Source organism: Clostridium frigidicarnis (assembly GCF_900111985.1).
Lineage (GTDB): Bacteria > Bacillota > Clostridia > Clostridiales > Clostridiaceae > Clostridium_Z > Clostridium_Z frigidicarnis.
Window position 1 is genome coordinate 1 of sequence record NZ_FOKI01000042.1, and the last position, 25,451, is coordinate 25,451.

Consider the following 25,451-nt stretch of genomic DNA (forward strand, 5'->3'; position numbering starts at 1 on the left):
TCTCAACCTTCAACTTTATATTTAGGAAGTCCGTGACTTTCAACAATAATCGTCAATCGTCAATTCTCAATTGTCAATTAAAAAAGGGCGCAGCCTTTTGTCCTTATTATAGAATTGAAATTTGCAACTTAAGCAACTTATAAATTAAACAGTATTGAGGATATATCTAAAACTCCATATCCTTGTATATTTTTAGAATCAATTACGTCTTTACAACACAATTGGCATAAATTCAATAGATCTTTAAATTTTAATAATGGCTTTTTTTCAAGGATTAAAGAACAACAAGCACATATATATGCACATGATATAGATGTACTAGTTATGGTAGTATATGGGGTGTCTAAAAGAGGAGGATACAACTTGGTACCATTTCTTTCAGGAATAAAAGATTTTATTGTGCTTAATGAAGAAATATTTTTACATGCTGCTGTTATGGTTGGTTTTTGAGTTTTAGATAAAGTTGGACCATATGAGGATAAGTCACAAGGTTTATATCCACCTTTGGAAGTATCCATACCAGAAACAGTAAGACAGCTATCTAATAAACCTATTCCAATAATACCACCCTTATATGAATTACTTCCACTTGAAACTATAGGAATTAAATTATTTAGTATAGCTTTTTTAAATATTTTATCAAACAAAGAAAGTATAAATGTGTTATGACATAAAAGTTCGCATGGAATACAAAGAATTCTTATGTTGTTAGAAGTGCTTTCTTGTATTAAATAATCTATAGCGTATAGTATATCAGAACAAAATCCACGTCCATTGCTATCAAATGCTTTTACACAACATATATCTGAACCTTTTGCAATTCCATCATATACACCTTTAGAACCTAATCCATTACCACAAATTACTCCAGATAAAAAAGTACCATGGCCGTTATCATCATAGGGGTAAGTGTAATCATTTATAAGATCCTTAAATAATTTAATTTTACTTGGATTGGATAAGTCATTATGGGGGTAGACACCTGTATCAATCAAACCTATAGATATACCTCTCCCTGAAAAATCTAAATTATAATTTGTCTTTAGGTAATTAGCATTTTTAATACTACTACCATGATTACTATTGCTTAAAGAATAAGATATAAAGCAAAGTTCATCTAAGCAAATACAGATTGTTTCAGGATACTCGCAAAGTTTTTCTATATGATTTTTAGTTAATGTACATGAAATAATATTAAGATAGTCATTAACAGAGTGTAATGTAGCATTTTTAAATCCAGAAATTTTGCCTAGTAGAGTCTTGTTAAAATTTTTATAGTTAATTAATACTCTATATTTAATATATAAATTACTATCTAAGCAATCCTTTAGTTGAGAACTAAGTTTCGATTTAAAGGAAAACATAAAATACTCCTTAGAATTGATTACAATATATATTATATGAAATGTTACATAAATGTTGATTTATGTATTTAAGGCATCTAAAAAAATAATATATAAGGATACAAGTCTATTATTTTTCAAGATGCCTAATGTGAAATAAAAAAATATAGCTCAGTTTTCAACTGAGCTATATTTATATTAGGCACATTCAAAAAATAACAAGTCAGTATGCTAGTATATTTGACTTGTTATTTTCTTTCATGTGCCTTATTCTATATTAAATTCATTTTTACACATTTCAAAGAATGCCTTTGCAGTAGGTGTTAAAGTTCTTTTAGAGTTTAACACTAAATAAATATTTCTAGTAAGATGAACATCTTTAATTGTACTTATATTTAACAACCCTAAATCTTCATAATCTTTGCATAAGCATTTTGAAATTATTGATATACCCATTCCTGTTTTAACAAATTGAATTAATGTATCAAGATTATTAACCTCACAGCAAAGATTTATCTTACCAGAATTAAGGCCTTTTTCTTGCATTACATCTTCAAAGGTTTTTCTTGTAGCAGAATTTTTTTCTCTTAATATTATTTTGTATTTTAAAAATTCATCTAGAGTTAACTCTTTAGGTAACTTTAACGCTGGGCTTGAAATTACTAAAAGCTCGTCTTCCATTAAACAGTAGCTCTTAATTTTTTCATTTGAGTTTAAGCTCCCAACTATACCTATTTCACAATTTAGATCAATTATATCTTGTATAATTTCCCCAGAACTTTGCTCAATGATGTTAAATTTTATATGAGGATATTCCGCTGAAAATCTATTAACCAAAGATGGAACTATTGTATTACATGGGGTTGTACTTGCACCCAACACTAATGTTCCAGAAATATTGTTATCAAAATCACATAAACAGTTAATCGCGTTATTCCTTGTATTTATTATATCTACTGCATAGTCTAAAAAACATCTACCAGCAGGCGTTAAATTAACTTCCTTAGAATTTCTATCAAATAATTGAATATTTAATTCTTTTTCTAAACTTGATATATGAGAACTTATTGTAGGTTGAGAAAGATAGATGTTATTTGCTGCTTTAGAAAAACTTTTTAGTCTTGCGACACTTATAAAAGCTTCTATTTGTTTGAAATCCACAGATAATCCCCCCTTATATTAAATGGTTTATATACGTACCGTTTCACCAATATGTATTAACTTAATTCGTTCATCCGATAGTTCCTTTAAAGTATTTATTATTTCTTCAGTGCTTTCTAATGATAAAATAAAAGTATTGTAATGAATAGGAATCATGTATTTACTCTGCATATTAGTAAACATTTGAAAGCTTTGTAAAGGAGTGCAATGCATCTTATCAAAACCTTCAGGTTTGTAACATCCCACAGGCATTAATGATAAATCACATTTTAAGCCATTAAAAGCTTCAGTGTAAGCTGTATCTCCAGCAAAAAACACAGATTTATCTTTTACCTTAATAAGATAAGCATTACTTTCATCATTGCTTCCTAGATAATATCTTCTACCATCGTGATTAGCAGGAAAAACATTGATTGTAACTTCATTATCAATAAATATTTCATTTTTTGATATACAAATTATTTTTTTGAATCCTAATAGGGATATTAAAGTCTTATAGCCTTTTGGAACAAGCACAGTAGCAGATTTATCTAATTTTATCAAAGACAATAGATCAAGATGATCCATATGACCATGAGATAATAAAATATAGTCTATCTTTGTATTAGATAAAATCTTCGATGACTTAGTTACACGTTTAAAATGAGCTAAACCACCTATTACTGGGTCAGTTACTATAACATTATTATATAGATTTATTATAGTAGTAGCATGACCAAACCAATGTACAGAATTCTCTACTATAGGATCTTCAAATGAAATCTTAGATTCTAAAAAATAATTCTTTACGTTTCTTCCAGTAAGTTTTAATAAAAACTTAGAATTAAAACCTACTTTTTTAGCTATGTTAAAAACTTTATTGTCAAAAATTCTCATAACTTACCCATATTTTAACTAACCTTTCCACTTAAATATTACAATACCTAACACCATTATTGCAATACCGATAATCTTGTAAAATCCAAATATTATCTTTTCTGAGTCAAAAAGGGCAAATGCATCTATAAAAGCTGCAGATAAAAGCTGAGAAACTAAAATTATTGAAACTGCATAAGATGGACCTAAAAATTTCATCCCTCCCATTACACAGAATATTATAGCCACCCCTAAAACTCCTCCAAGAAGATATAGCTTATTTACTTCAACTATATTTTTGAAACTTCCTTTGCCAGCTATAAAAAATAAGATTAGTGTTAAAATAAGTCCAGTTCCTTGGACAAATAAGTTTGCCTCTATTGTACCAATTTTTTCTCCAAGCCTTGTGTTAAAAACGCCCTGAAAACTCATGCAAAGCCCTGCTATTATTGAGAAAATTATGCCTATCATAAAAAATCACCTCAAGCATAGCTTTCCCAAAAATAAAAAAAAAACCCTAGTTATACTAGAGTTTAATATCCATTATCTTGGCGTTTATGATTTAAGGTGTTTTTTTTCAAATAGGCCTCTTCTATATCCTTTGAATCAAATCCTAATGAATTTCCTAAACTAATAAAATCTTCAAATAAAGTCACATAATGATCTTTAGATGAGGTTATAACCAAATCATTTATATCAATATATAGGTTTAAAAATTGATCAGTAATACTAGATTCAGACGGAATCAGTTCAACATCAATATCATAAAAGTTTTTATCAATACCTATAGTAAGAATAAAATGAAGGCAATCCACAAATTCTTCGAGTACAGTGTCTTTATCAGAAGGTCCCTTAGTACTCCAATATTTAAAACATCTAGTTTCATTGGCTAATTCACCTAGTTCTACTTGAAGAGCTAAAATTCTCTTAGGTAAAAGTGAATTGTTGTTTAAGTTATGTTCTTCTTCAATTCTGTCATTCAAATTCTTCTGTAATTGAAATAGCTTTGGTAAGTTCATAAATAAGGCCGCCTTTCTAACGTTAATATCCCCTGTTTATAATTCTATCTCATAACAGAAAAATTGAAAAGTTTTGGAAAACGATTACTCAGTAAAAATTTTAAATTTGTAAAAATTTCTAAAAAGTTTTTAAAGGATAACTTAGTATAATATTGTCTTTTCTTCCATTAGTAGATTTCCAAAGTTCTATTCTATCAACCTTAGCTATTTTTAATAAATCCATATTTCTATTTAAGAAAGTTTTAGCATTATAAGATTGATTTGTATCTTTATTAAAATTATTAAAGTTTGTTAAATATATAAACATTTCATTCTCATTAATAGGCATCTTTACATTAAAACCATTAAGTTTAAGAGATGTATAAAAAAGTCTAGATAATCTTTTAATATAACCCTTTGATTCAATTTTTAAATTAAATGTTTTAATAGGATCATAAAAGAATATTTCGTCATTTATTTCAATTTTAAATCTTTTATAAGGTTTAAGTATATCGGATAATATGTTATCTAATTTATCTAAGTTTGGATTATCTATAACCTGTAGAGGTATATGAAGCGTAGGTATATTTCTACTTAGTCTATATTTCCTGCATAAGTTTTTTTGTACAGGCTCTAACATTTTGTAAGAATTATCATCAATTAGTGCTACAAGATAATATTTCATTGTCTCAACACCTCCATATAGTAAATATTTGAAAATTCATATATAGATTATATCATATATTATTAAGAGTTTATATATATGCAAAAATATAAATAATTACTAGAATAAAAGATCTATTTAAGAGCAATAATATATAAGGTAAAGTAAATAAAAATAATGAAAGGGTGATAGTAATGGATCATAATAGTAGTATTGGATGTGTAGTTACAGAATGTAAATATCATTGTAAAGAAGACGATTATTGCACATTAAATAAAATAGAAGTAACTAAACATTCCTCAACAGCAAAATCAGTAGAATGTACAGATTGTGGAAGTTTTGAATCTTCTTCTAAGTAGATTAAATTTTTTTGTAATTAAAATCTAAATTAAGAAAAATAATGTAAATAAACAAAGGAATTCAATTATGATAGTCATAAGCGAGTTCCTTTTTTTGTATTTTTTAATAATTTAAACCAAATTATAATAAATCGCTTTAAAATTTGTACTAATTTACAATTTATATTAAAAAAAACATTGTAAAATTACTATACAGTTGTGCTATAATGAAAGTTATGAAAGAGTAATGATTTTTAAAGATTTTATTTAATAGTTTAATTTGAATTTAAATTTTTTTGATATATATTTTATAGATTTGATAAATAAAAAATAAAAATTAATTAATAAGGGTGAAGTGCATGGAAAAGTTGGTTATAAACGGAGGCAACTCTCTTTTTGGGAGTATAGATATAAGTGGAGCTAAGAACGCAGCTGTAGCTATATTACCAGCAGCAATAATGGCTGGTAGTGGAAAATGCGTTATTGATAATATACCAGATATAGCAGATATAAATTGTCTTGAAAGAATAGTTGAGGGTTTAGGTTGTTTAGTTGAAAGAAATGGAAATTCTATAACAATAGATAGTACTTCTATTAGCAGCTTAAATGCTTGTACAGAAGATGTAAGAAGAATGAGAGCGTCTTATTATTTAATAGGAGCTTTATTAGGAAGATTTAAAGAAGCCAGGGTAGACCTTCCAGGGGGCTGTCCTATAGGTGTTAGACCTATAGATCAACATATTAAAGGTTTTGAGGCTCTAGGAGCAGAAGTTAAGATTGAACATGGAGCGGTACATGTTAAGGCTGAGAAATTAAAAGGTGCTAATATTTTTTTTGATGTAGTTAGTGTTGGAGCAACTATAAACGTAATGCTTGCAGCTGCTTTAGCAGAGGGTGTTACTGTACTTGAAAATCCAGCAAGGGAACCTCATATAGTTGATGTAGCAAACTTTTTAAATTCTATGGGTGCAAATATTAAAGGTGCTGGAACAGACACAATAAGAGTTACTGGTGTTGAAGAATTAACAGGATGTAACTATAGTGTAATCCCAGACCAAATAGAAGCAGGAACTTTTATGATAGCTACCGCTGCTTGTGGTGGAGAAGTAAAAATAAATAACGTAATACCAAAACACTTAGAATCTATAAGTGCAAAGCTTATAGAGATGGGTGTTGATATTGTTGAAGAAGATGACTATGTTTTGGTTAAATCTGAAAAAAATCTAAAAGGTGTTAATATAAAAACTGCACCTTATCCAGGATTTCCAACAGATGTTCAACAGCCAATGAGTGCATTACTTTCAATATCTAAAGGTAGAAGCATAATAAATGAAAGTGTATGGGAAAGTAGATTAAAGCATGTTGATGAATTAAAGAAAATGGGTGCTAATATTAAAGTTGAAGGAAGAACTGCCATAATTGATGGAGTTAATAAACTTACAGGAGCTATAGTTAAAGCTACAGATTTAAGAGCTGGAGCGGCTATGGTAATAGCAGGTCTTATATCAGAAGGAGCAACAGAAATATATAGCATTGAACACATTGACAGAGGGTACCCTCATATAGAAAATAAGTTTAAGGCTCTAGGAGCTGATATACATAGAGAGAATGAATAGCGAGGGAAAAGTATATGATATTTTGTTCTTTATATAGTGGGAGTAGTGGAAATAGTATATTTGTAGGTAATGGAAATACAAATATACTGGTAGATGCTGGAATGGCAGGTAAGCACCTGGATTCTGCTATAAAAGAGATAAATCAAAATCCTGAGGAAGTAGATGCTATATTTATAACTCATGAGCATATAGACCATATAAAGGGTGCTGGGGTTATGTCTAGAAAATATGATATACCTATATATGCAAATGAAAGAACTTGGATAGCAATGGAAAATAAAGTGGGAAAAATAAAGGATCATAATATAAAGATTATTAACGATAAACACATAACAATAAAGGATATGGATATTATAAATTATAACATTCCACATGATGCTGCTTGTCCTGTTGGATATACTATGATTTCAGGAAATAAAAGAGCTAGCATAGCAACAGATTTAGGTTGCTTTACCAGTGAAGTAAAAGAGAATATAAAAGATTCTGAGGTAATTCTCTTAGAAAGCAATCATGATACTGAAATGTTAAAATTTGGACCATATCCTTATGATTTAAAAAAAAGAATTTTAAGTAATGTTGGACATTTGTCAAATGAAGCATGTGGGAATGCTTTGCTTGAGGTTTTAAAAAATGGATGTAAAAAAATAGTTTTGGGGCATTTAAGTGAAACAAATAATCATCCAGATTTAGCTTATGAAACCGTAGCTGGAGTCCTTAGAGAAAATGGAGTCATTTTAGGAAAAGAAGTAGACTTAGCTATGGCACATAGAGGAAAACCAAGTAATTATATTGAATTTTAGGTTAGGAGAGATTTAAATGAAGAAAACTTGTAAATCAGCAGTGTGTATTGCAATTTGCATTATTTCATTAGGTCTTACAGCATGCTCGACAAATAACAATAGTGTTAACGAAAGTAATAAAGAAAAAATAAAAAATATAAAAATGCCATTGGAGGACAAGGATGTATTGCAATTTGATATATACTTTGATGGCTCTAAAGAGGGAAAAACACCAACTATTGAAAAAGAGGAGATAGTATTAGATAAAGAAGAGGTTGTAGGAGAAAAGATGATAAATACCTTAATAAAGGGACCATCTATTCAAAGTGACTTAAGCCCTATAGTACCTCCACAAACCAGACTATTAAGTTTTTCAATAAAGGATCATATAGCAGTTGTTAATTTAAGTAAAGAAGCAGCTGTTAAAATGAGTGCTTCTAAAGAAGAAGTATGTTTAAAATCTATAATAACAACTTTAACCGAATTGCCATCAGTAGAGAAGGTTCAGATGTTGATAGAGAACAATAATGTAGAATCTCTTGGTGGAAATTACAAATTAACTGATCCAATGGGAAAGGATGATGTTCTTGTCAAGCTTGAAGGAAAATAAACTTTGTTGTGAAGATCATGTTGATATGGTAATAGATGATTTTTTGGTAGAAGAAGAGACCTTTCCTGTTATGAATAAAATTGAATCAGGGACGTGTTTTTATTGTGCAAAAAAAGCGAAATATATGATTTCTAGTGTAGAAGGTTAATATAACGTTTAATTGAATATATTGAAATTATTGTAATGGAACAATAGATTTACTATAATAAATCTATTAAGATATTAATTTAAAGAGGAGAGAGTGAATAAAATGAGTTTATATAAGCAATGGACAGATATGGTTGTAGAATACGTGAAAACAAGAGGAGAAGAAGCATTTTGGGCTGAATATAGTAGTATAGAAAGTAAAATATACTCAGAAGTATTATCTAACCACAAAAATGTTACAACTGGAACTGTATCAGAATTAGCAAAGAAATTTGATACAACAGTAGATTTTATAATGGGATTCATGGATGGAATAAATGATAGCTTAGAAACTCCAATGGATTTAGAAGCTATAACAGAAGAAACATCTATAGAATTTAAGATAAATTATGAAACATTATACTTTAATATGTTAGATGCTAAGGCTGATTACTTATATAATTTACCACAATGGGATGGAATATTCTCTGTTGAGAAGAGAAAAGAAATCCAAAAGTCATGGAGAAATTCTAAAATGGCTGTTAACGACAATAAAGTAGGAAGAAATGATCCTTGTACATGTGGTAGTGGTAAAAAATACAAGAAATGCTGTGGAAAATAATAAGGTGTTTTTTTAATAGAGCCTAATTTTAATTAGGCACATGAAAGAAAATAACAAGTCAAAGATGTCATGTATATTTTGTGTCAGACAAGGAAGTAATATTAGTTCATAGCATAGACTATGGGCTAATATCGCTGACGAAGTATGACACAAAATAGACTAGCATACTGACTTGTTATTTTTTTAATTTGCCTTAGGCTCTATTCTTATTTCTCTGATAACAATGGAGTTTTAAATTGAGAATTGAAGATTGACAATCGATAATGAATTATAAAATCTTCCTTAGAAGATTTCTAAAATAGAAAATATTTTCAAGAAAGTCTGTGACTTTCAACCATAATTGTTAATTCTCAATTTTCAATTGTCAATTAGAGCTTGGCATAGCCAATTTTTTATAATAAAAAATCAAGTGCGAGGTAAAAAAATGAATATAACAATAATCTCAGTTGGAAAGTTAAAAGAAAAATACTTAAAATTAGCTATCGATGAGTATAGCAAAAGATTAAGTAGATACTGTAAGTTAAATATAATAGAGCTTAGTGACGAGCAAACTCCAGACAATGCATCTCTAAAGGAAGAACTTATAATAAAAGATAAAGAGGGAGATAAGATTCTATCTCAAATAAAAGATACTATGTTTGTAACAACACTAGATTTAAAAGGTAAAATGTTATCATCAGAAGAATTATCATCATTTATAGATAAATGCGGGATTAGTGGAGATAGCAATTTATGCTTTATAATAGGTGGAAGTCTAGGCTTAGCGGATAAAGTTATAAAAAGATCTAATTATAGTCTATGCTTTAGCAAGATGACTTTTCCACACCAGCTTTTTAGGGTTATGCTTTTGGAACAGATATATAGAGCTTTTAGAATAAGTAATGGAGAGCCGTACCATAAGTAAAATTATATAGTTATTAGATTAAAAGGGTATAATTATTACAAAATAAGGTCAAATTATGGCAAAGTATAAAGATATGTCAATAAGAAAAGGGCGCACTTATGAAGTGCGCTTTTTCTTTGCATTTTTGTGATGAAATCATGATGTTTACAGTATTAATCAATCATTATATAAATGGTGGATTGTAACAAATTATGTGCTTTAATAATATAATGTGACAAGGGGGAGGAAAATAAATATTTAAAGGAGAAAATTATGGGGAATTTAAATAATAAATTAGAGGGTAAATTGGATGAGAAATTAGTTAAATTTATAGAGGAAACCATCAATAAAGGTAAATATATCCATAAAAATATTCAAATTTCAGAAGCAACAGGTAATGATTATTTTTATTTTTACAAAGGAATAATATTTGCTAAACCTAATATAGAATTGCCTAAAAATATAGTAATACCTAGTAACTATGGAAATGAACCGGTAGTTTGCATAGGTAAAAATGCATTTAGTAATAGTGAGAATAGGATAATAAGAAATCAAAATATAGAAACTGTAACTATACCGGAAACTATAATGACAATTTTAGATGAAGCTTTTAAGGATTGTACAAGTCTCAGAAAAGTTACTATTTATGGTGACAGAGTAGCGGTATTGGGTAAGGATGTGTTTCTTAATACGTCTAAAGATTTGGTTATATATGTACCTGTAAAAATGGTTGATGAGTATAAAAAAGATTCAAGCTGGAGTGTGTACAAGGATAAAATTACAGCATCAGATATTCCTTCACCTGAAGAAACACCGAATCAAAATGGTATTGTTAATACTGTAGTTACAGCAATAGTAGATAGTAAAGAAGTTTCTGTATCTTACAATTTTTATTTTTTAAATATTAACAATTCTAGTGTTAACAGTTCTGACGACGTTAATAATTCTGATAATGTTGATGTTTCTGATAATATAGAAGTATAAATTAATAAAATATTTAGAGGAGTAAAGGTTATGATTACGAAAAAAATTGAAACAAATATTGTTATAGCAGAGAAGGAAGATGTTTTTTTTAAAGAAGTAGTATTTGATTTTGATTCTTTACCACCACAACAACAAGGATGGTTTCAACAAGTTCCTAATATAGCCTCAAGATTATTTATGATACAAAATGTAGATGAAAGTATTGAGGTTAAAGCTTATCCTACAAGAGATAGCGCTGTTATGTTTAATGCATGGATAACAAAAAATATATCCTATAAAGTTGCAGCACAAAGTGCTAAAGAGATTGATTGTAACTCGCCATTATCTGATACTGTTGAAACAGTAGGAATCGGAATGAAAGATGCAGCTGGATATCCAACAGTTTATGGACCTTTATATCATATGACAAAAGTAATTGATTTTGGTGGAATTATAAAATTAGATTTACCATCAGGAGAAAAATTAAGAGATACAGATGTTGTTGAGGTGTTAAGTGCTAAAATCATTGGTTCCCATGATGAATTATTAAATCCTGAACCAATATATGATTATGAACCAGGAGAAACAAAGTATATGGAATTAGAATTACCTATAAACGACCCACTTCATCCAGATGGACCTCCTCAATATATTAAAGTTAAAGTACCAATGCCAGTATCAAAAGGCAAATATAAAAAATTTGATCCTGAGCTAACTCAATATACAAGATTAAGAGAAAAGATGTGTATAAAAATTAAGGTTAGAGTCATAAGGAAAGAAAATGTTGATATAGATTTTTAAACATGAGTTAATGAAAATAATCCACTTAATAAGTTTTCTACAGGTGGATTTCTTAAAATAATGAGTTATACACATTGTTTTGTTCATAGATCATTATTGTTTCAATAACAAAGTAATTATATAAAAGTTGTAATAGTAGATAAGAAGAAGTAACTTTATAATGTATTTCTTCTTATTTTTTTATAAAAGTATATTAAATAATGAACACATAATATAAAAAATATTGTAGAAGAATGATATATAAGTAACTAGATTATATTATTTTTCATAATGTATAGTAGAGATTCGAAAAATTTAGTTTAATTTGGAGGATGATTATGTGTTATGAAGAGATTAAAATAGGTGCATTGTATCCTCTCACAGGAGATTATGCATTTGTGGGAAATAGTATAAAAAAGGCATTAGATTTTTATGTTTATCTTGTAAATAATCAAAATGAAATTTGTATACCTAAAGACTTAAATATACCAAAGTTAGGTCGTAGAAATATAAGGCTTATATGGTCAGACACAAGAGGAGATTCTGAGGTAGCATTAGCAGAAGCTAAAAGGTTGATAGAGCGTGAAGGGGTTACGTCTATAATAGGTTCGTATCAAAGTACTGTGACATCATCAGTTTCTCTTTTAACAGAAGTGCTTAAGGTGCCATATGTTAGTCCTGATGCAGATGCAGGTGTGTTAGCTAGAAGAGGATTAAAATATTTTTTCAAAGTAGGAACAGATGATATAACTTATACTAATGCATTATTTGGAATGATGCAGGCAAATGGAATTTTAAATTATAGTTTAGGTTCTTTAGCTGAGAATTCTGTATTAGGACAAGGAGATGTACAGTCACTTATTAATGTGTCTAACAAATACGGATATGATATAAGTATTTTGGAATTGTATTCCTCAGAAATTAGAGATATAAAAGAAAGACTTATTCAAATGCAATGCTATAATCCAGGTATAATTTTTACAGGACAATTATCTAAAGATGCAATAACAACTATAAAAGCTTTGAAAGAGCTTAATTATTATCCAAAAGCAATGTTTGATCAAACAAGTGATTATGCATCGAATGAAGTATTGGAAGCTACAGGTGCAGATGCAAATTATATAGTAAGTGCAGTTCCATGGGCAGTAGGTGTGACAAAAAAAATACCACTAGCAAAAGTAGTTAATGAAATGTTTAAAGATCTATATAGTGAAAATTTAAATTCTGTAAATTCAGAAAGTTTTACAGGTATTTATGTTTTAATAGATGCAATAACTAGAGCATGCTCTAATACTCCAGAAGCTATAAGAAAAGCACTTGTAACTACTTGTATTCCTAAGGAAAGATTAATTATGCCTTGGAATGGTGTATGCTTTAATGAAAATGGTAAAAATATATTTGCAAGTAGCATCGTGGTGCAAATTTTAAACGAAAGTCTAAAGATTGTATGGCCTGGATATTTTAAAGAAGCAAATCTTGTATTTCCGGCACCTCAATGGAATTCAAGATAGATAAGTTACCTAAGCGTATATGGATATTTGTTGGAGTGTTAAACAACCATGGACCAAGTATCTAGATACTTGGTCCATTATCAATTGTACAAATGATTTATTTATATTGATAAAATAAAAAATGAGTAATATATTGGTGTTTTTAAAACTAGTATGAGTTTTAATTTATATGTAAAACCAATAAATATGATTGAATAATATTTATTGGTTAAGACAGTATAAAATGTTAAATTGAAAATATTTATATAGTTTAAATGTAAAAGCAACACAAACAAAGTATTATTTTCAAAAATTTAAAACATAGTCATAAATAAAGATAAAAAGTTAGATTTTTCCATAAGATTGATGTATAATTAACAAGGGAAGCAAGATTGAAAAAAAATTATATTATAAATGTATAAATTAAGCACAAAAGATTAAATATATAGTTTAAAAACCTAATAATAATGACTAATTAACTTACTAAATATAACAAAATATAAAGTAATAAAAATTTTATTACTAAAATAGGGTTAAATAAGCAAAAACTAAAGAAGATTAATAATGAAAAATTTTTATAAAAAATATTTTTAAATACCTATAAAGTATCAAAAAAATATTCCGATAGTAAATTTAGGGATAAAAAATAAATAAAAACTTAAAGTGAAAAAATTTCTAAAAAAGGTATAAAATATTTTAATAATTAGACGAAATAGTTATTATAGAAATTAATTATTAAATTTAATATAGTTTCAATAATCAGGATGATTAATAAACTTATTTAACCCTGCAAGGATGCGGGAGTGTAGATAGGTATATTAATCATCCTTTTTTATTGAATCAAATTGCATATATGAATTCAAGGAGGAAGAACATATGTTAGTATTAGGCAGGAAGCCAGAGGAATATGTAATGATAGGTGAGGATATAAAGATCAAGATAGTTAAATCTGAAAATGGATCTTTAAGGTTAGCAATAGATGCTCCCAAAGACTTACCCATTACTAGAGGAGAAGTTTGGGAACAACGACTCAAAGAACAATAAAAACTAAATAATAAAAAACTCAGGAGGAGTACTTTTATCTTATAAGTTCGGCAGGATGCTGAAGTTATAAGAGGAGTACTCCTCTTTTTTGTAGCTAAAAGGGTATAACGATTGAGAACTTCTAGTAGTTGAAAGTTGAAAGTTGAAAGTTGAAGGTGGAGAGTTGAGAGTGAAGGATGTTTTTTCTCACTTTGTTCGAAAAAACTAAGAATTAACTTTCCACTTTCAACCCTCAATTCTTAACTTAACTCAAGTTAACTGAATAAATTCAAAGTAGTATGTCTAGGATTTAGATATATCAATGAATTTAGGAGGTTAAAGACTTGACAGAAAGTTTGGTTTACAATAAGGCATTTAAGTTTGCTGTAAAGATAGTTAACTTATACAAGGATTTATGCAAAGAAAAGAATGAATATACTATTTCAAGACAAGTATTAAAATCAGGAACTAGTATAGGTGCAAATATTAAGGAAGCTGTACAAGCATCCAGTAAACGAGATTTTCTAATGAAAATGAACATAGCGTTGAAAGAGGCTTCAGAAACTGACTATTGGCTAGAACTTTTAAAAGCAACTGATTATGTGGATTCTAATACATTGGAATCAATAATGCATGAATGCACTGAATTAAACAACATGCTTTCAGCTATAGTCAAAACAACAAAAAAGAAACTTAATATTACGTAATGATAGTTGAAAATTGAGAGTTGAGAGTGAAGGATGTTTTTCTTAACGTTGTTAAGAAAAACTAAGAATTAAATTAAAGATTTTTCGTAGAAAAATCAACCTTCAACTCTCCACTTTCAATTCTCAACTCACCCAAGGTGTTAGTAAGCTCAACGAGCTTGACTATAAATAAATCAGTGGAAAAGGAAGTCCACTTTAAAAATCAAGGAGGAATTTTTTATGATAATTAATCACAATATGAATGCAATGAATGCTCACAGAAATATGGGTATGAACACTGTTAATAGTGGAAAATCAATGGAGAAATTAAGCTCAGGTTTAAGAATAAATAGAGCTGGAGATGACGCTGCAGGTCTTGCTATATCTGAAAAGATGAGAGGACAAATAAGAGGTCTTGATCAAGCTGCAAGAAACTCTCAAGATGGTATTTCATTAATACAAACAGCTGAAGGTGCTTTAAATGAGACTCATAGCATACTTCAAAGAATGAGAGAACTTGCTAACCAAGCTGCTAATGATACAAATACCAAAACTGATAGATCAGAAGTACAAAAAGAAATAAATCAATTAACTTCTGAAATAAACAGGATTGGTAACACAACTGAATTTAATACTCAAAAATTATTAGATGGAAATAAAACTGGTGATGCTGTTTCAGAGGTTGTAGCTGGAGCAGATGTCGCTGAAAAACTAGGTGAAATGACAACTGCAGTAGATGTTACTGGTAATGTTGTAATTAATGGAACTAAGTTTACATTTAAAACTGGAGCAGATGGAAATAATGGAGCTGAATTTGCTGATATGGCTAGTTTAGCAGTAGCAATAGGTAAGAATGTTGCAACTAAAGATATATACACAGCAACTGATGCTACTGGTGGTAAACTCAAATTAGTACAAAAAGCTACAACTGGTTCAGATGTACTTGCAAAAATTACAGATACAACTGGTGATTTAACAGTTGCATTTGATACAAATAAAGTAGGTGCTAAAGCTATTAAAAAAGGTGATGTTATTACTGAAGGTACTGATGGTAAGGCTACACTTCAAATCGGTGCAAATAAAGACCAAAGCTTTACAGTGGAAATAGCAGATATGAGATCAAAAGCATTAGGTATTTCAGGTAATGCTGTAGGCGATGCAACTAATGGTGCAAAATTTGCAGTCGCTGGAGATACAGATGCATTAACAGACATATCAAAAAAAGGGGTTGTTGAGTATGCTCTTGATGTAACTGATAATACTAAAGCTTCAGCAGCGGTTAAAGTTCTTGATAAAGCTATAGAAAAGGTTTCTTCAGAAAGATCTAAACTTGGTGCTTATCAAAATAGATTAGAGCATACAATTAATAACTTAGGAACTTCAAGTGAAAACTTAAGTGCAGCTGAATCAAGAGTTAGAGACGTTGATATGGCTAAAGAAATGATGAGTTTTGGAAAGAATAATATATTAGCTCAAGCTGCTCAAGCAATGCTTGCTCAAGCTAACCAACAACCACAAGGAGTTCTTCAATTATTAAGATAATTTAAGCAGATAACTAAAATCTTTGATTTTAAGTTAGTCGCTTAGTTAAAAGTGTTAACTTTTAACTTCATTATAATTGCTGAATAAATAATAAGAAGTCAGGGAGCTAATCTCTGGCTTCTTTTTACATAATGGAAATAATCTTTGGGATATAAAAGAGAATTTTATACAGCCAAAATATATGAAAATATTTAAATAAGCATCAACAGCTAAAATAATAGCTATTGGTGCTTTAATTTTTTAAAAATAACTATAATATGATATAATTATTAATAAACCATTTAAAAGGAGTGATGCTATGAAGTTGAATTTTAACAATTTAGGTTTGAAAAATGTACCTGATTTAGAAAACAGTAAAAGAGACATAGTTGAATTAAGCTTATATAAAAATGAAATAAGCGTTATTTCAGAAGAAATCTTTAATCTAGAAAATCTAACAGTTCTTAATGTGTCAGCAAATCAGCTAGAAGAAATTCCGGAAACCATAAAAAAATTAAAAAAACTTAGAAATATTGATTTTGGATATAATAAAATTAAAAATATTTCAAAGGAAATAGGAAGCTTAAAATATCTAGATCAATATCTATATATACATAATAATGAAATTGAAATATTACCAGATGATATATGTAATCTTAATTTATTAAGATATTTGAATATAAGTAGCAATCAGTTGAAGGAGTTACCATTAAATATAGGAAATTTAAATAGTTTAGTGGAACTTAGAGCTATGGATAATGGTATTGAAAAATTACCTGAATCAATTACCAATATAAGAACTTTAAGAGAGCTTCATTTAAAAGAGAACAATTTAGAAGAGGTACCTGAAAATATTGGAGATTTAAGTTTTTTACGAGTACTTGATTTAAGTGATAATAAACTAGAGAAACTTCCAAAATCAATAGGTAATTGTGATAAGTTAAGACGTTTAAATCTTAGAAACAATAATATTGAAGAGATATCTAAGGAAATTGGACAATTGAAGAATTTACTAGAGCTAGACTTAAGAGGAAACAAGCTTAAAGAACTTCCAAAATCAATTTTAGATATAGAACAATTAGAAAGATTAGATTTACGTTGGAATGAAAATTTAAAAGAGTTAGATTGGTTAGATGAATTGGAAGGCAAAGGATGTATTATATATAGATAATTAAAGAAACATAGTAATACATAGATTTTTAACATACATAATTAGAAATTTAGTTGTTATTTTATATTTATTATTAAAAGTTTTATCATCAAGTAATTTTTTTGAAAATTGGTATAACTTAAAATAACTTAAAATTTAAAAAAATTTATCCATGAGGCAACAATGCTTATCTCTAATTTAAGATGAGAAAGTATTGAGATTATAGTCATGGGGTAAAAAGTATGAAGCTGGCAGGTGGAGTATGGATATTTTTACAATTGGACATTCAAATTATACAGTAGAGAGATTGATAGACATGTTACGCTATTATAATATTGACTGCGTTGTAGATATTAGAGGGACGCCTTATTCTAAATATAATATTCAATTTAATAAGGAAACTATAAAAAACACTTTAATGCAAGCAGGTTTTGTATATATTTATATGGCAAAAGAACTAGCGGCTAAAAGAGAGAATAAGAAATCCTACAATGAAAAGGGATATTCAGATTTTGAAAAAGTAATATATGAGAAAGATTTTAAGAATGGTATTGAGAGATTAAGAATAGGATGTAAAAAGGGGTACAACATAGCACTGCTTGGGGCTATGCAAGATCCTATAAGATGCCATCGTAGTATATTAGTTGGAAGAGAATTAAGGAATGTAGGGTTCAATGTTAAACATATATTAGATGATTATTCATTGGCGTCCCAAGAAAAAATAGAAGAAAATCTTTTAGATAAATATTTTAAGGATAGAAATCAAATGACTATAGATGTGTTACTTGGAAATGAATTAACAGATGAAAATATGATTGAAGAAGGATATAGATTAGCAAACAAAGAAATTGGTTATAGAATAGAAAATTTAAAGAATTAGATTGTTATAAAAATATATAGATAAAGACATAATATTTTTTATCAAGTGATTAAGGTTATAAACAGCTTGATATATTAAGATGATAGATAAGCAGTAATTATATGTTTATTGCTATAAAAAATAAGATTTTCAGGGAGGTAATATATGATAGAACTAATGATTATTTGCTCACTAATTTTGTTAGTGTGTATAACGTCCAGTAAAATTTTGTATAAGTTTGGGGTTCCCATTCTTTTAATTTTTATTGTTCTTGGAATGTTGTTTGGGTCAGATGGGATTGTAGGAATTTATTTTGACAATTATGAATTAACCTACAAACTATGCTCATTTGGGTTAGTTTTTATAATGTTTTATGGGGGATTTTGTACAAATTGGAAAATGGCAAAACCGGCTGCAATACCATCAATACTTATGTCAACAGTAGGTGTTGTTATAACAGCTGGACTTACAGGACTGTTTTGTCATCTTGTACTTAAAACTACTGTTTTAGAAGGATTACTTATAGGCGCTGTAGTTGCATCTACAGATGCAGCTTCTGTATTTGCCATTCTACGTTCTCAAAAACTAAATTTAAAAGGACACATTGCTTCAATATTAGAACTTGAAAGTGGAAGTAATGATCCAATAGCATATATGATGACTATAATTATCTTGACGCTAATGTCAAATACAGGATCACAATCAATAATACAGATTTTATTAAGCCAAATTATTTTTGGTATTTTAATAGGAGCTATATTGGCTAAACTTACTGTTTTTGCTTTGAAGCGTGCGAATTTTGAATTAGAAGGATTTTATCCAATTTTTATTACTGCAATTGTTATTTTAGCATATTCTCTTAGTGAATGGACTGGAGGAAATGGATATTTAAGTGTTTATATTGCAGGTATCATAATAGGAAATAGCAAAATTCCACATAAAAAAAGTCTCATACAATTTTTTGATGCAGTATCATGGATAATGCAAATAATGTTATTCTTCACATTAGGTTTATTAGCTTTCCCATCAAGAATACCTTCTGTTATGGGTAAAGGGGTTGCTATATCATTATTTATGATTGTAATTGCAAGACCAATTGCCACATTTGGAATATTAAGTTGGTTTAAAATACCAATAAAACAACAGTTGTTAATAGCATGGGTTGGTTTAAGAGGTGCAGCATCTATAGTTTTTGCTATATATGCAGTAACTTATAATGTTTCAGTAGATCAGGATATTTTTCATATAGTATTCTTTGTTGCATTATTTTCAGTTGGAATTCAAGGAACTCTTATACCAAGAATAGCAAAAAAACTTGATTTAGTAGATAATGAATCACCAGTATTAAAAACATTTAATGACTATAGAGAAGAAAAGAGTACACAATTAATGGAAATTATAATTAGTTCAGATAACAAGTGGGCTAATAAGACCATTATGGATGCAGATATACCAGAAGAACTTCTTATCGTCATGGTAAAAAGGGAAGGGGAAGTTATAATTCCTAATGGATCTACAACTCTTTTACTTGGAGATACTTTAGTTATTGGTGGAAATAATTTAGAACAACTACTGTAATTTAGATACATTCAAAAAAATAACAAGTAAGTATGCTAGTATATTTCACTTTGTATTTTCTTTCATGTGCTTTACAGCAAAATATAAATTAATGTTAAAAGAGATGTTACTGTTAAGGTAGCATCTCTTTTAATTAGTTTATAGATTTTTTTTAATCTCATCTTTATCCCAAATAAATAATTGATCAGAGTTATTTAATGCTCCAAATAAATTTTGCTTAAGATGAGGAAAGTCTTTGTTTAAGGTAGATATAAGTTCTTTCATTTCTTGTCTTTTAGTATGACCATTTGCTATGCAAGGATTTTCTATTATAGGATAGGAATATTCCCTTGAAGCTCTTCTAGTCATATACTCATCTATATAAACCATAGGGCGTATTATTGTTAAGTCATACTTATCCATATATGATTTTGGAGAAAAACAATTTATACGTCCTTCATAGAACATAGTCATTAAAAATGTCTCAACTGCATCATCTTTATGATGACCAAGTGCAACCTTATTACAACCTAACTTTTGAGCATTATCATTTAATGCGCCCCTTCTCAGTTTTGCACATAAAGAACAGGGATTTTTCTCTTTTTTAATATCAAAAACTATTTCTTTTATATTAGTTTGAATTTCATAAAAGGGTACATTTAAGTCTTTACAAAAGGTATGTAATGGTGAATTATCTACCCCACCTGGGTTTAGCGTTATAGCAATTAAATCAAATTTTTCAGGGGAAAATCTCTGATAATTTTTTAATATATGAAGAAGAGTTATGCTATCTTTACCCCCAGAAAGTCCAACGGCAATTTTATCATTTTCTTCTATAAGATTAAAATCGTTTATAGCTTGTCGTGTTTTGCTTAGTAATTTTTGCATTACCATAGTAATATCCTCCAATCAAGTAATTATCCGATTCTAGATTTATTCTAATTTATTATCAAGGATTTTGGATATATCTAAAAGTTTATTATATAAAAAGTCTAAATCAGAATCTTTTTCATCAGCAAATAGAGAATTTGCTAAATTGCTCAGAATAACAAGGGCTTCTTCTGATTTAATTACTCCCTTGTCAGTCAAAAATATATCTAATATTCTCGAATTACTTAGATTAGATTTAGAATATATATAGCCATCTTTAGCTAATTTATGAACATATCTATTTGTATGGGCTCTATCAACACTTAGAAGTTTACTTAATTGATTTTGATTTAAGCCATTTCTATTTTCATATAAACATAGTAAGAATGGATAGTCTCCCCTGGATATATTTATTTTCTTTAATTCAGAATCTATTATGGTTTGATATTTTCTATAGTTTACTGATATCATTTTAAAGATTAATGATTTATGGCTTTTAATCATGAAACTCATCCTTTCGCAAGTTTATTATATGCAATAGTAGAGTCTAATTATTTTGAGATTTAAGAGATTTTACACCGTCTATTAATGAGAATATAAAAGCTATAAGACAAACAATTCCTGCTAAAATATAAACACCTTTCATACCATAAACGAAAATATCATCTCTTCCTGGAATAGTTCCTAAAACCCTGTATCCTGCAACATTACTCATTCTATAATACAGTATAGAAGTTGAAATAGATACACCGAACACTAGACCAAGGTTTCTTACTAATGCATTTGTTCCTCCAGCAATTCCTAACTTATTTTTAGGAGCAGATGACATAATAAGATTTGTATTTGGAGATTGGAACAGACCATTAGATAATCCAAGTAAACACAATACTAAGACAATTGTTAGCTTATTAGAATGTTCATTTAAGGATGATATTAAAAATAATGATATAGAAGTAAATAATAAACCTAATAAAGTTAGTTTTTTACTGCCAATTTTATCAGATAAACTTCCGCTTAATGGAGACGCTATAAATAGTACAGCGGGATAAGAAATCATTATTAAAGATATTTCACTAGGACTAAACTTTAATATATCACTAAGATAAAATGGCTGAATTACATTTACAGTACTAAGGGCTGCAAATGCTATAAAAGCACAAAATAAATTAATTGAAAATGAACGATTTTTAAATAGTAAAAGATCAAGCATAGGATTTTTAATCTTTGACTCAATAAATAGAAAGAGTAAAAATATAATAATTCCAAATATAAGAGCAGATAATATATATATATTACTAAAGCCTAATTGTTGGCTAAGCATTATAGATGAAAAAATGAAAATAGTAGATATTACAAACATAAGTGCACCATACTTATCAAGGGATACATTGTTTGTAGATTTTGATATAGGGAGATGTTTCCTACCAAAGAAATAAGCTACTACCCCTATTGGAATATTAATAAGAAATATATAATTCCAACTTAAATATGTAATTATAAGACCACCTAATGCAGGTCCTAAAATGGAACCTAAGGCAACAAATGAACCGGATATGCCTAAAGCTTTACCACGTTCATTTGGAGGAAAAATATCAGTTATGATTCCTTGATTAGTGGACATTACCATGGCAGCTCCTATTGCTTGGATAATTCTTGATATTACAAGAGTTGTTATAGAATTAGATATTCCACATAGAAGTGATCCTAAAACAAACATTAAAATACCATTTAGGAAAACTTTGCATTTTCCTTTCATGTCGCCTAATCTTCCAAAAATAAGTATGGCAGCTGAAATTATAATTAAGTATGAACTTATAATCCATTCTGCTGAAGACATAGTTATTGAAAGTTTTTGGCCGATAGTAGGGAGTGCAACATTTACAATACTACTATCTAGACATGCCATAAATGGTTGAGTTACTAAGATTGCAAGGATAAGCCATCTACTTTTGCTGTAAACTTTATCCTCAATATTATTTTCTGAGACAATATTGTTATTCATTATTTATATCCTCCTTTGTACGTTAAAAATAAATTATATACCCATGATGTTGATTAGTCAACATAGTAGTTTATAATGCTTTATAAAAATAGAATAAATATATATCCTTATAAAACATTACTATTCATTTAACTTTAAACTGTTGTTTTAGAAATTCATAACAATGCAATTTAGTAAATTATGAATCTTATTAGTTAGAGCTTATACATATGTTGAAATGTAAAATAAAATATGAAATCAGCTAATATATTTAAATATTAATTTTATGAATAAATATCCATTAATGAAAGAATAATTGCAATATATATTTTCTGCTTAATCCATTAAGAATAAAGCTATTGGGGGGGATTGTAGATAAAGTATATGCAGTATAAATTACATTTTTTGATGCAAAAAAAATCACAAAATGGTGGGGATTGTGAAATAGAAATAAATCTTGTTGAATCTTACCTTTATATGGGTATATAATTTTATTATAAGGAATACGATTTCACGAAAAATGAAATTATAAAATTATAGAATGAATCTTCATTTAGATGAGTTAAACTAGAGTATATCAACGCTATCATCCAATTTTTAGGGGGATGGATACGCTATAGGTGGTAGTTATCATATAATTTCTAAAGAGTGTATAAGGGGGAAAAAACAATGAGTAAAAAGAAAATGTCGTTTCCAACAGCATTTACCGTACTTTTTATAGTACTTATTTTTGCTGCAATATTAACTTATGTAGTTCCTGCAGGATCTTATTCAAAATTAAAGTATGAAGCAGATAAAATAAGCTTTTCTGTTACAAAACCAGATGGGTCTGTAGAGAATTTACCAGGAACTCAAGAAACATTAAACAATTTAGGCGTAAAGGTAGGCATAGAAAAATTTAAAGAGGGTAGTATTTCTAAGGCTGTAGCTATCCCAGGAACTTATGAAGAAGTTCCTAAAAATCCGCAAGGATTTATAAACATACTTAAGGCTCCTATTAATGGTATTTATGATACTGTTGATATTATAGTATTCGTACTTATAATTGGTGGAGTAATAGGGGTTTTAAATAGTACAGGAACTTTTGATGCAGGAATAGCAAGTCTTTCCAGAGCAACAAAAGGAAGAGAATTTTTACTTATAGTTGTTGTTACAGTTCTTATATCATTAGGTGGTACAACATTTGGATTGGCAGAAGAAACAATAGCACTGTATCCAGTACTAGTTCCAGTATTTATGGCGGCGGGGTATGACGCAATAGTCTGTATAGCAGCCCTTTATATGGGTTCGTCAATAGGAACTATGTTTGCAACTGTCAGCCCATTTTCATCAGTAATTGCATCTAATGCCGCCGGCATAACTTTTACACAAGGACTTACTATGAGGGCAATAGCATTAGTTATAGGTACTATAATAACAATAGTTTATATAGTTAAATACGGAAAGAAAATTAAAAAAGATCCAACTAAGTCATTAATATATGATCAAAAGGAAGAAATAACAGAAAAGTTTTTAAAGGATTATGATCCAAATAATGTTCCGGAATTTACATTTAGAAGAAAACTAATGTTATCTATATTTGGATTAGCATTTGTTGTATTAGTTTGGGGAGTTTCAAGCCAAGAATGGTGGTTTGGAGAAATGACTGCACTATTTTTATTGGTTGGAATAATTATAGGTGTAATATCTGGTATAGGTGAAAAAGAATTTGTGAATAAATTTGTAGCTGGAGCAGCAGATCTTGTTGGAGTTGCTTTAATTATAGGTATTGCAAGGGCTATAAATTTAATAATGGATAGTGGGCTAATTTCAGATAGTATACTTAATGCATCATCAGGATTAGTCACAGGAATGAATCCAAAAATATTTATAGTTGTTATGCTATTTGTATTTATAGTATTGGGATTCTTTATACCATCATCATCAGGATTAGCTGTTTTAGCAATACCAATTATGGCACCTCTTGCTGATACAGTAGGGTTACCAAGAGATGTTATAGTTAGTGCATATCAATATGGTCAAGGATTAATATCATTTATAACACCAACAGGGCTTATACTTGCTACCTTAGCTATGGTTGATGTAACCTATGATAAGTGGTTAAAATTTATTATGCCACTAATGGGTTATATAGGAATTTTAGCAGTTGTTATGTTATTAATACAATCAATGTTTTAATCTAAGTGACAAGTTGTAAGGAAGTTGAAAATTGAAAATGAAAAGTTGAGAGTTGAGGATGAAATCTTCTTAAAAAGATTTCTAAAATAAGAAAATCTAAAGAAAACCTGTGGTTTTCAATCATGTTAAAAAAGCATTGCTTTCATCAAATAATTTCAATCAATTGAACTATGTTTTGGTTATTGAAATTTAGGAAGGGATGCTTTTTAACTGTCAATTTTCAATTATAACATGACGCAGTAACATTTATTTCTTTATAGGATATTATAAAATTTCAAATCTGTGGATAGCTTTGATAACTATTAAAATACATAGATTTTTTAGTTGAAAACTTTAATGAGTGAAAAATTACAAGTGGCAAGTTGCAAGAGTTTAAGAAATTGACAATTGACGATTGA

26 protein-coding genes are annotated in these 25,451 nt (G+C 28.6%); 17 read left to right on the plus strand and 9 right to left on the minus strand.

Annotated elements, in window-relative coordinates:
• Nucleotides 1–137: 137 nt before the first annotated feature.
• From BM119_RS16625 to BM119_RS16650, 6 genes are all read right to left on the minus strand, one after another.
• Nucleotides 138–1,364 carry a S8 family serine peptidase gene (locus BM119_RS16625; RefSeq protein WP_090042849.1) on the minus strand — a complete coding sequence of 409 codons (1,227 nt, stop codon included), beginning with the start codon at nt 1,362–1,364 and terminating at the stop codon, nt 138–140.
• A 246-nt stretch (nt 1,365–1,610) separates the two neighbouring features.
• A complete protein-coding gene (locus tag BM119_RS16630) occupies nt 1,611–2,504 on the minus strand; it encodes a selenium metabolism-associated LysR family transcriptional regulator (RefSeq protein WP_090042850.1) in 894 nt (297 codons plus the stop codon).
• Between the two features lie 27 nt (nt 2,505–2,531).
• On the minus strand, nt 2,532–3,380 hold the full coding sequence (locus BM119_RS16635; protein WP_090042851.1) for an MBL fold metallo-hydrolase: 849 nt from the start codon (nt 3,378–3,380) through the stop codon (nt 2,532–2,534).
• A gap of 18 nt (nt 3,381–3,398) precedes the next feature.
• Nucleotides 3,399–3,830: a DMT family transporter gene (locus BM119_RS16640; protein WP_090042852.1), complete on the minus strand. Its 432-nt coding sequence runs from the start codon at nt 3,828–3,830 to the stop codon at nt 3,399–3,401.
• Between the two features lie 62 nt (nt 3,831–3,892).
• Nucleotides 3,893–4,378, minus strand: a complete 486-nt coding sequence (locus BM119_RS16645) for a dUTP diphosphatase (RefSeq protein ID WP_090042853.1) — start codon at nt 4,376–4,378, stop codon at nt 3,893–3,895.
• 118 nt (nt 4,379–4,496) lie between these two features.
• A complete protein-coding gene (locus BM119_RS16650; protein ID WP_090042854.1) occupies nt 4,497–5,042 on the minus strand; it encodes a hypothetical protein in 546 nt (181 codons plus the stop codon).
• A 173-nt stretch (nt 5,043–5,215) separates the two neighbouring features.
• Between BM119_RS16650 and BM119_RS16655 the strand changes: the two genes are divergently transcribed.
• The 16 genes from BM119_RS16655 (at nt 5,216) to BM119_RS16730 (ending at nt 20,045) form a co-directional block, all read left to right on the plus strand.
• Nucleotides 5,216–5,380 carry a DUF1540 domain-containing protein gene (locus BM119_RS16655; protein ID WP_090042855.1) on the plus strand — a complete coding sequence of 55 codons (165 nt, stop codon included), beginning with the start codon at nt 5,216–5,218 and terminating at the stop codon, nt 5,378–5,380.
• Nucleotides 5,381–5,718: 338 nt separating this feature from the next.
• The gene (locus tag BM119_RS16660; protein ID WP_090042856.1) at nt 5,719–6,975 is read left to right on the plus strand and encodes a UDP-N-acetylglucosamine 1-carboxyvinyltransferase; all 1,257 of its coding nucleotides are present in this window, start codon (nt 5,719–5,721) and stop codon (nt 6,973–6,975) included.
• Nucleotides 6,976–6,989: 14 nt separating this feature from the next.
• Nucleotides 6,990–7,775, plus strand: a complete 786-nt coding sequence (locus BM119_RS16665) for an MBL fold metallo-hydrolase (protein ID WP_090042857.1) — start codon at nt 6,990–6,992, stop codon at nt 7,773–7,775.
• Nucleotides 7,776–7,791: 16 nt separating this feature from the next.
• Nucleotides 7,792–8,364 carry a GerMN domain-containing protein gene (locus tag BM119_RS16670; protein ID WP_090042858.1) on the plus strand — a complete coding sequence of 191 codons (573 nt, stop codon included), beginning with the start codon at nt 7,792–7,794 and terminating at the stop codon, nt 8,362–8,364.
• Nucleotides 8,342–8,512, plus strand: a complete 171-nt coding sequence (locus BM119_RS16675; protein ID WP_242948453.1) for a CxxH/CxxC protein — start codon at nt 8,342–8,344, stop codon at nt 8,510–8,512. Before BM119_RS16670 ends, BM119_RS16675 begins: the two co-directional genes overlap by 23 nt.
• A gap of 102 nt (nt 8,513–8,614) precedes the next feature.
• A complete protein-coding gene (locus BM119_RS16680) occupies nt 8,615–9,112 on the plus strand; it encodes an SEC-C metal-binding domain-containing protein (RefSeq protein ID WP_090042860.1) in 498 nt (165 codons plus the stop codon).
• Nucleotides 9,113–9,536: 424 nt separating this feature from the next.
• Nucleotides 9,537–10,016: a 23S rRNA (pseudouridine(1915)-N(3))-methyltransferase RlmH gene (gene rlmH, locus BM119_RS16685; RefSeq protein ID WP_090042861.1), complete on the plus strand. Its 480-nt coding sequence runs from the start codon at nt 9,537–9,539 to the stop codon at nt 10,014–10,016.
• A 252-nt stretch (nt 10,017–10,268) separates the two neighbouring features.
• On the plus strand, nt 10,269–10,979 hold the full coding sequence (locus BM119_RS16690; RefSeq protein ID WP_090042862.1) for a leucine-rich repeat protein: 711 nt from the start codon (nt 10,269–10,271) through the stop codon (nt 10,977–10,979).
• 30 nt (nt 10,980–11,009) lie between these two features.
• Complete coding sequence (locus tag BM119_RS16695) at nt 11,010–11,759, plus strand: hypothetical protein (RefSeq protein WP_090042863.1); 750 nt, start codon at nt 11,010–11,012, stop codon at nt 11,757–11,759.
• Between the two features lie 317 nt (nt 11,760–12,076).
• The gene (locus BM119_RS16700; protein WP_177199468.1) at nt 12,077–13,249 is read left to right on the plus strand and encodes an ABC transporter substrate-binding protein; all 1,173 of its coding nucleotides are present in this window, start codon (nt 12,077–12,079) and stop codon (nt 13,247–13,249) included.
• An 855-nt stretch (nt 13,250–14,104) separates the two neighbouring features.
• The gene (locus BM119_RS16705) at nt 14,105–14,272 is read left to right on the plus strand and encodes a carbon storage regulator (RefSeq protein WP_090042865.1); all 168 of its coding nucleotides are present in this window, start codon (nt 14,105–14,107) and stop codon (nt 14,270–14,272) included.
• 323 nt (nt 14,273–14,595) lie between these two features.
• The gene (locus BM119_RS16710) at nt 14,596–14,958 is read left to right on the plus strand and encodes a four helix bundle protein (RefSeq protein WP_090042866.1); all 363 of its coding nucleotides are present in this window, start codon (nt 14,596–14,598) and stop codon (nt 14,956–14,958) included.
• A 219-nt stretch (nt 14,959–15,177) separates the two neighbouring features.
• Nucleotides 15,178–16,479, plus strand: a complete 1,302-nt coding sequence (locus BM119_RS16715) for a flagellin N-terminal helical domain-containing protein (RefSeq protein ID WP_090042867.1) — start codon at nt 15,178–15,180, stop codon at nt 16,477–16,479.
• Between the two features lie 298 nt (nt 16,480–16,777).
• Nucleotides 16,778–17,629, plus strand: coding sequence for a leucine-rich repeat domain-containing protein (locus BM119_RS16720; protein ID WP_090042868.1), 852 nt, complete (start codon nt 16,778–16,780; stop codon nt 17,627–17,629).
• A 241-nt stretch (nt 17,630–17,870) separates the two neighbouring features.
• Nucleotides 17,871–18,488, plus strand: coding sequence for a DUF488 domain-containing protein (locus tag BM119_RS16725; protein ID WP_090042869.1), 618 nt, complete (start codon nt 17,871–17,873; stop codon nt 18,486–18,488).
• A gap of 144 nt (nt 18,489–18,632) precedes the next feature.
• Entirely contained in the window at nt 18,633–20,045 is a 1,413-nt protein-coding gene (locus BM119_RS16730) for a potassium/proton antiporter (protein WP_090042870.1), read from the plus strand.
• Nucleotides 20,046–20,183: 138 nt separating this feature from the next.
• On the opposite strand, the gene BM119_RS16735 is transcribed toward BM119_RS16730, so the two are convergent.
• From BM119_RS16735 to BM119_RS16745, 3 genes are read right to left on the minus strand one after another with little or no spacing between them, the layout of a single operon-like run.
• Nucleotides 20,184–20,912, minus strand: a complete 729-nt coding sequence (locus BM119_RS16735) for a tRNA 2-thiocytidine biosynthesis TtcA family protein (protein WP_177199470.1) — start codon at nt 20,910–20,912, stop codon at nt 20,184–20,186.
• Nucleotides 20,913–20,957: 45 nt separating this feature from the next.
• Nucleotides 20,958–21,398, minus strand: coding sequence for a MarR family transcriptional regulator (locus BM119_RS16740; RefSeq protein ID WP_177199469.1), 441 nt, complete (start codon nt 21,396–21,398; stop codon nt 20,958–20,960).
• 43 nt (nt 21,399–21,441) lie between these two features.
• Complete coding sequence (locus tag BM119_RS16745) at nt 21,442–22,896, minus strand: MFS transporter (protein ID WP_090042873.1); 1,455 nt, start codon at nt 22,894–22,896, stop codon at nt 21,442–21,444.
• Between the two features lie 648 nt (nt 22,897–23,544).
• On the opposite strand from BM119_RS16745, the gene BM119_RS16750 reads away from it, so the two are divergent.
• The gene (locus tag BM119_RS16750; RefSeq protein ID WP_090042874.1) at nt 23,545–25,053 is read left to right on the plus strand and encodes a YfcC family protein; all 1,509 of its coding nucleotides are present in this window, start codon (nt 23,545–23,547) and stop codon (nt 25,051–25,053) included.
• Nucleotides 25,054–25,451 lie beyond the last annotated feature (398 nt).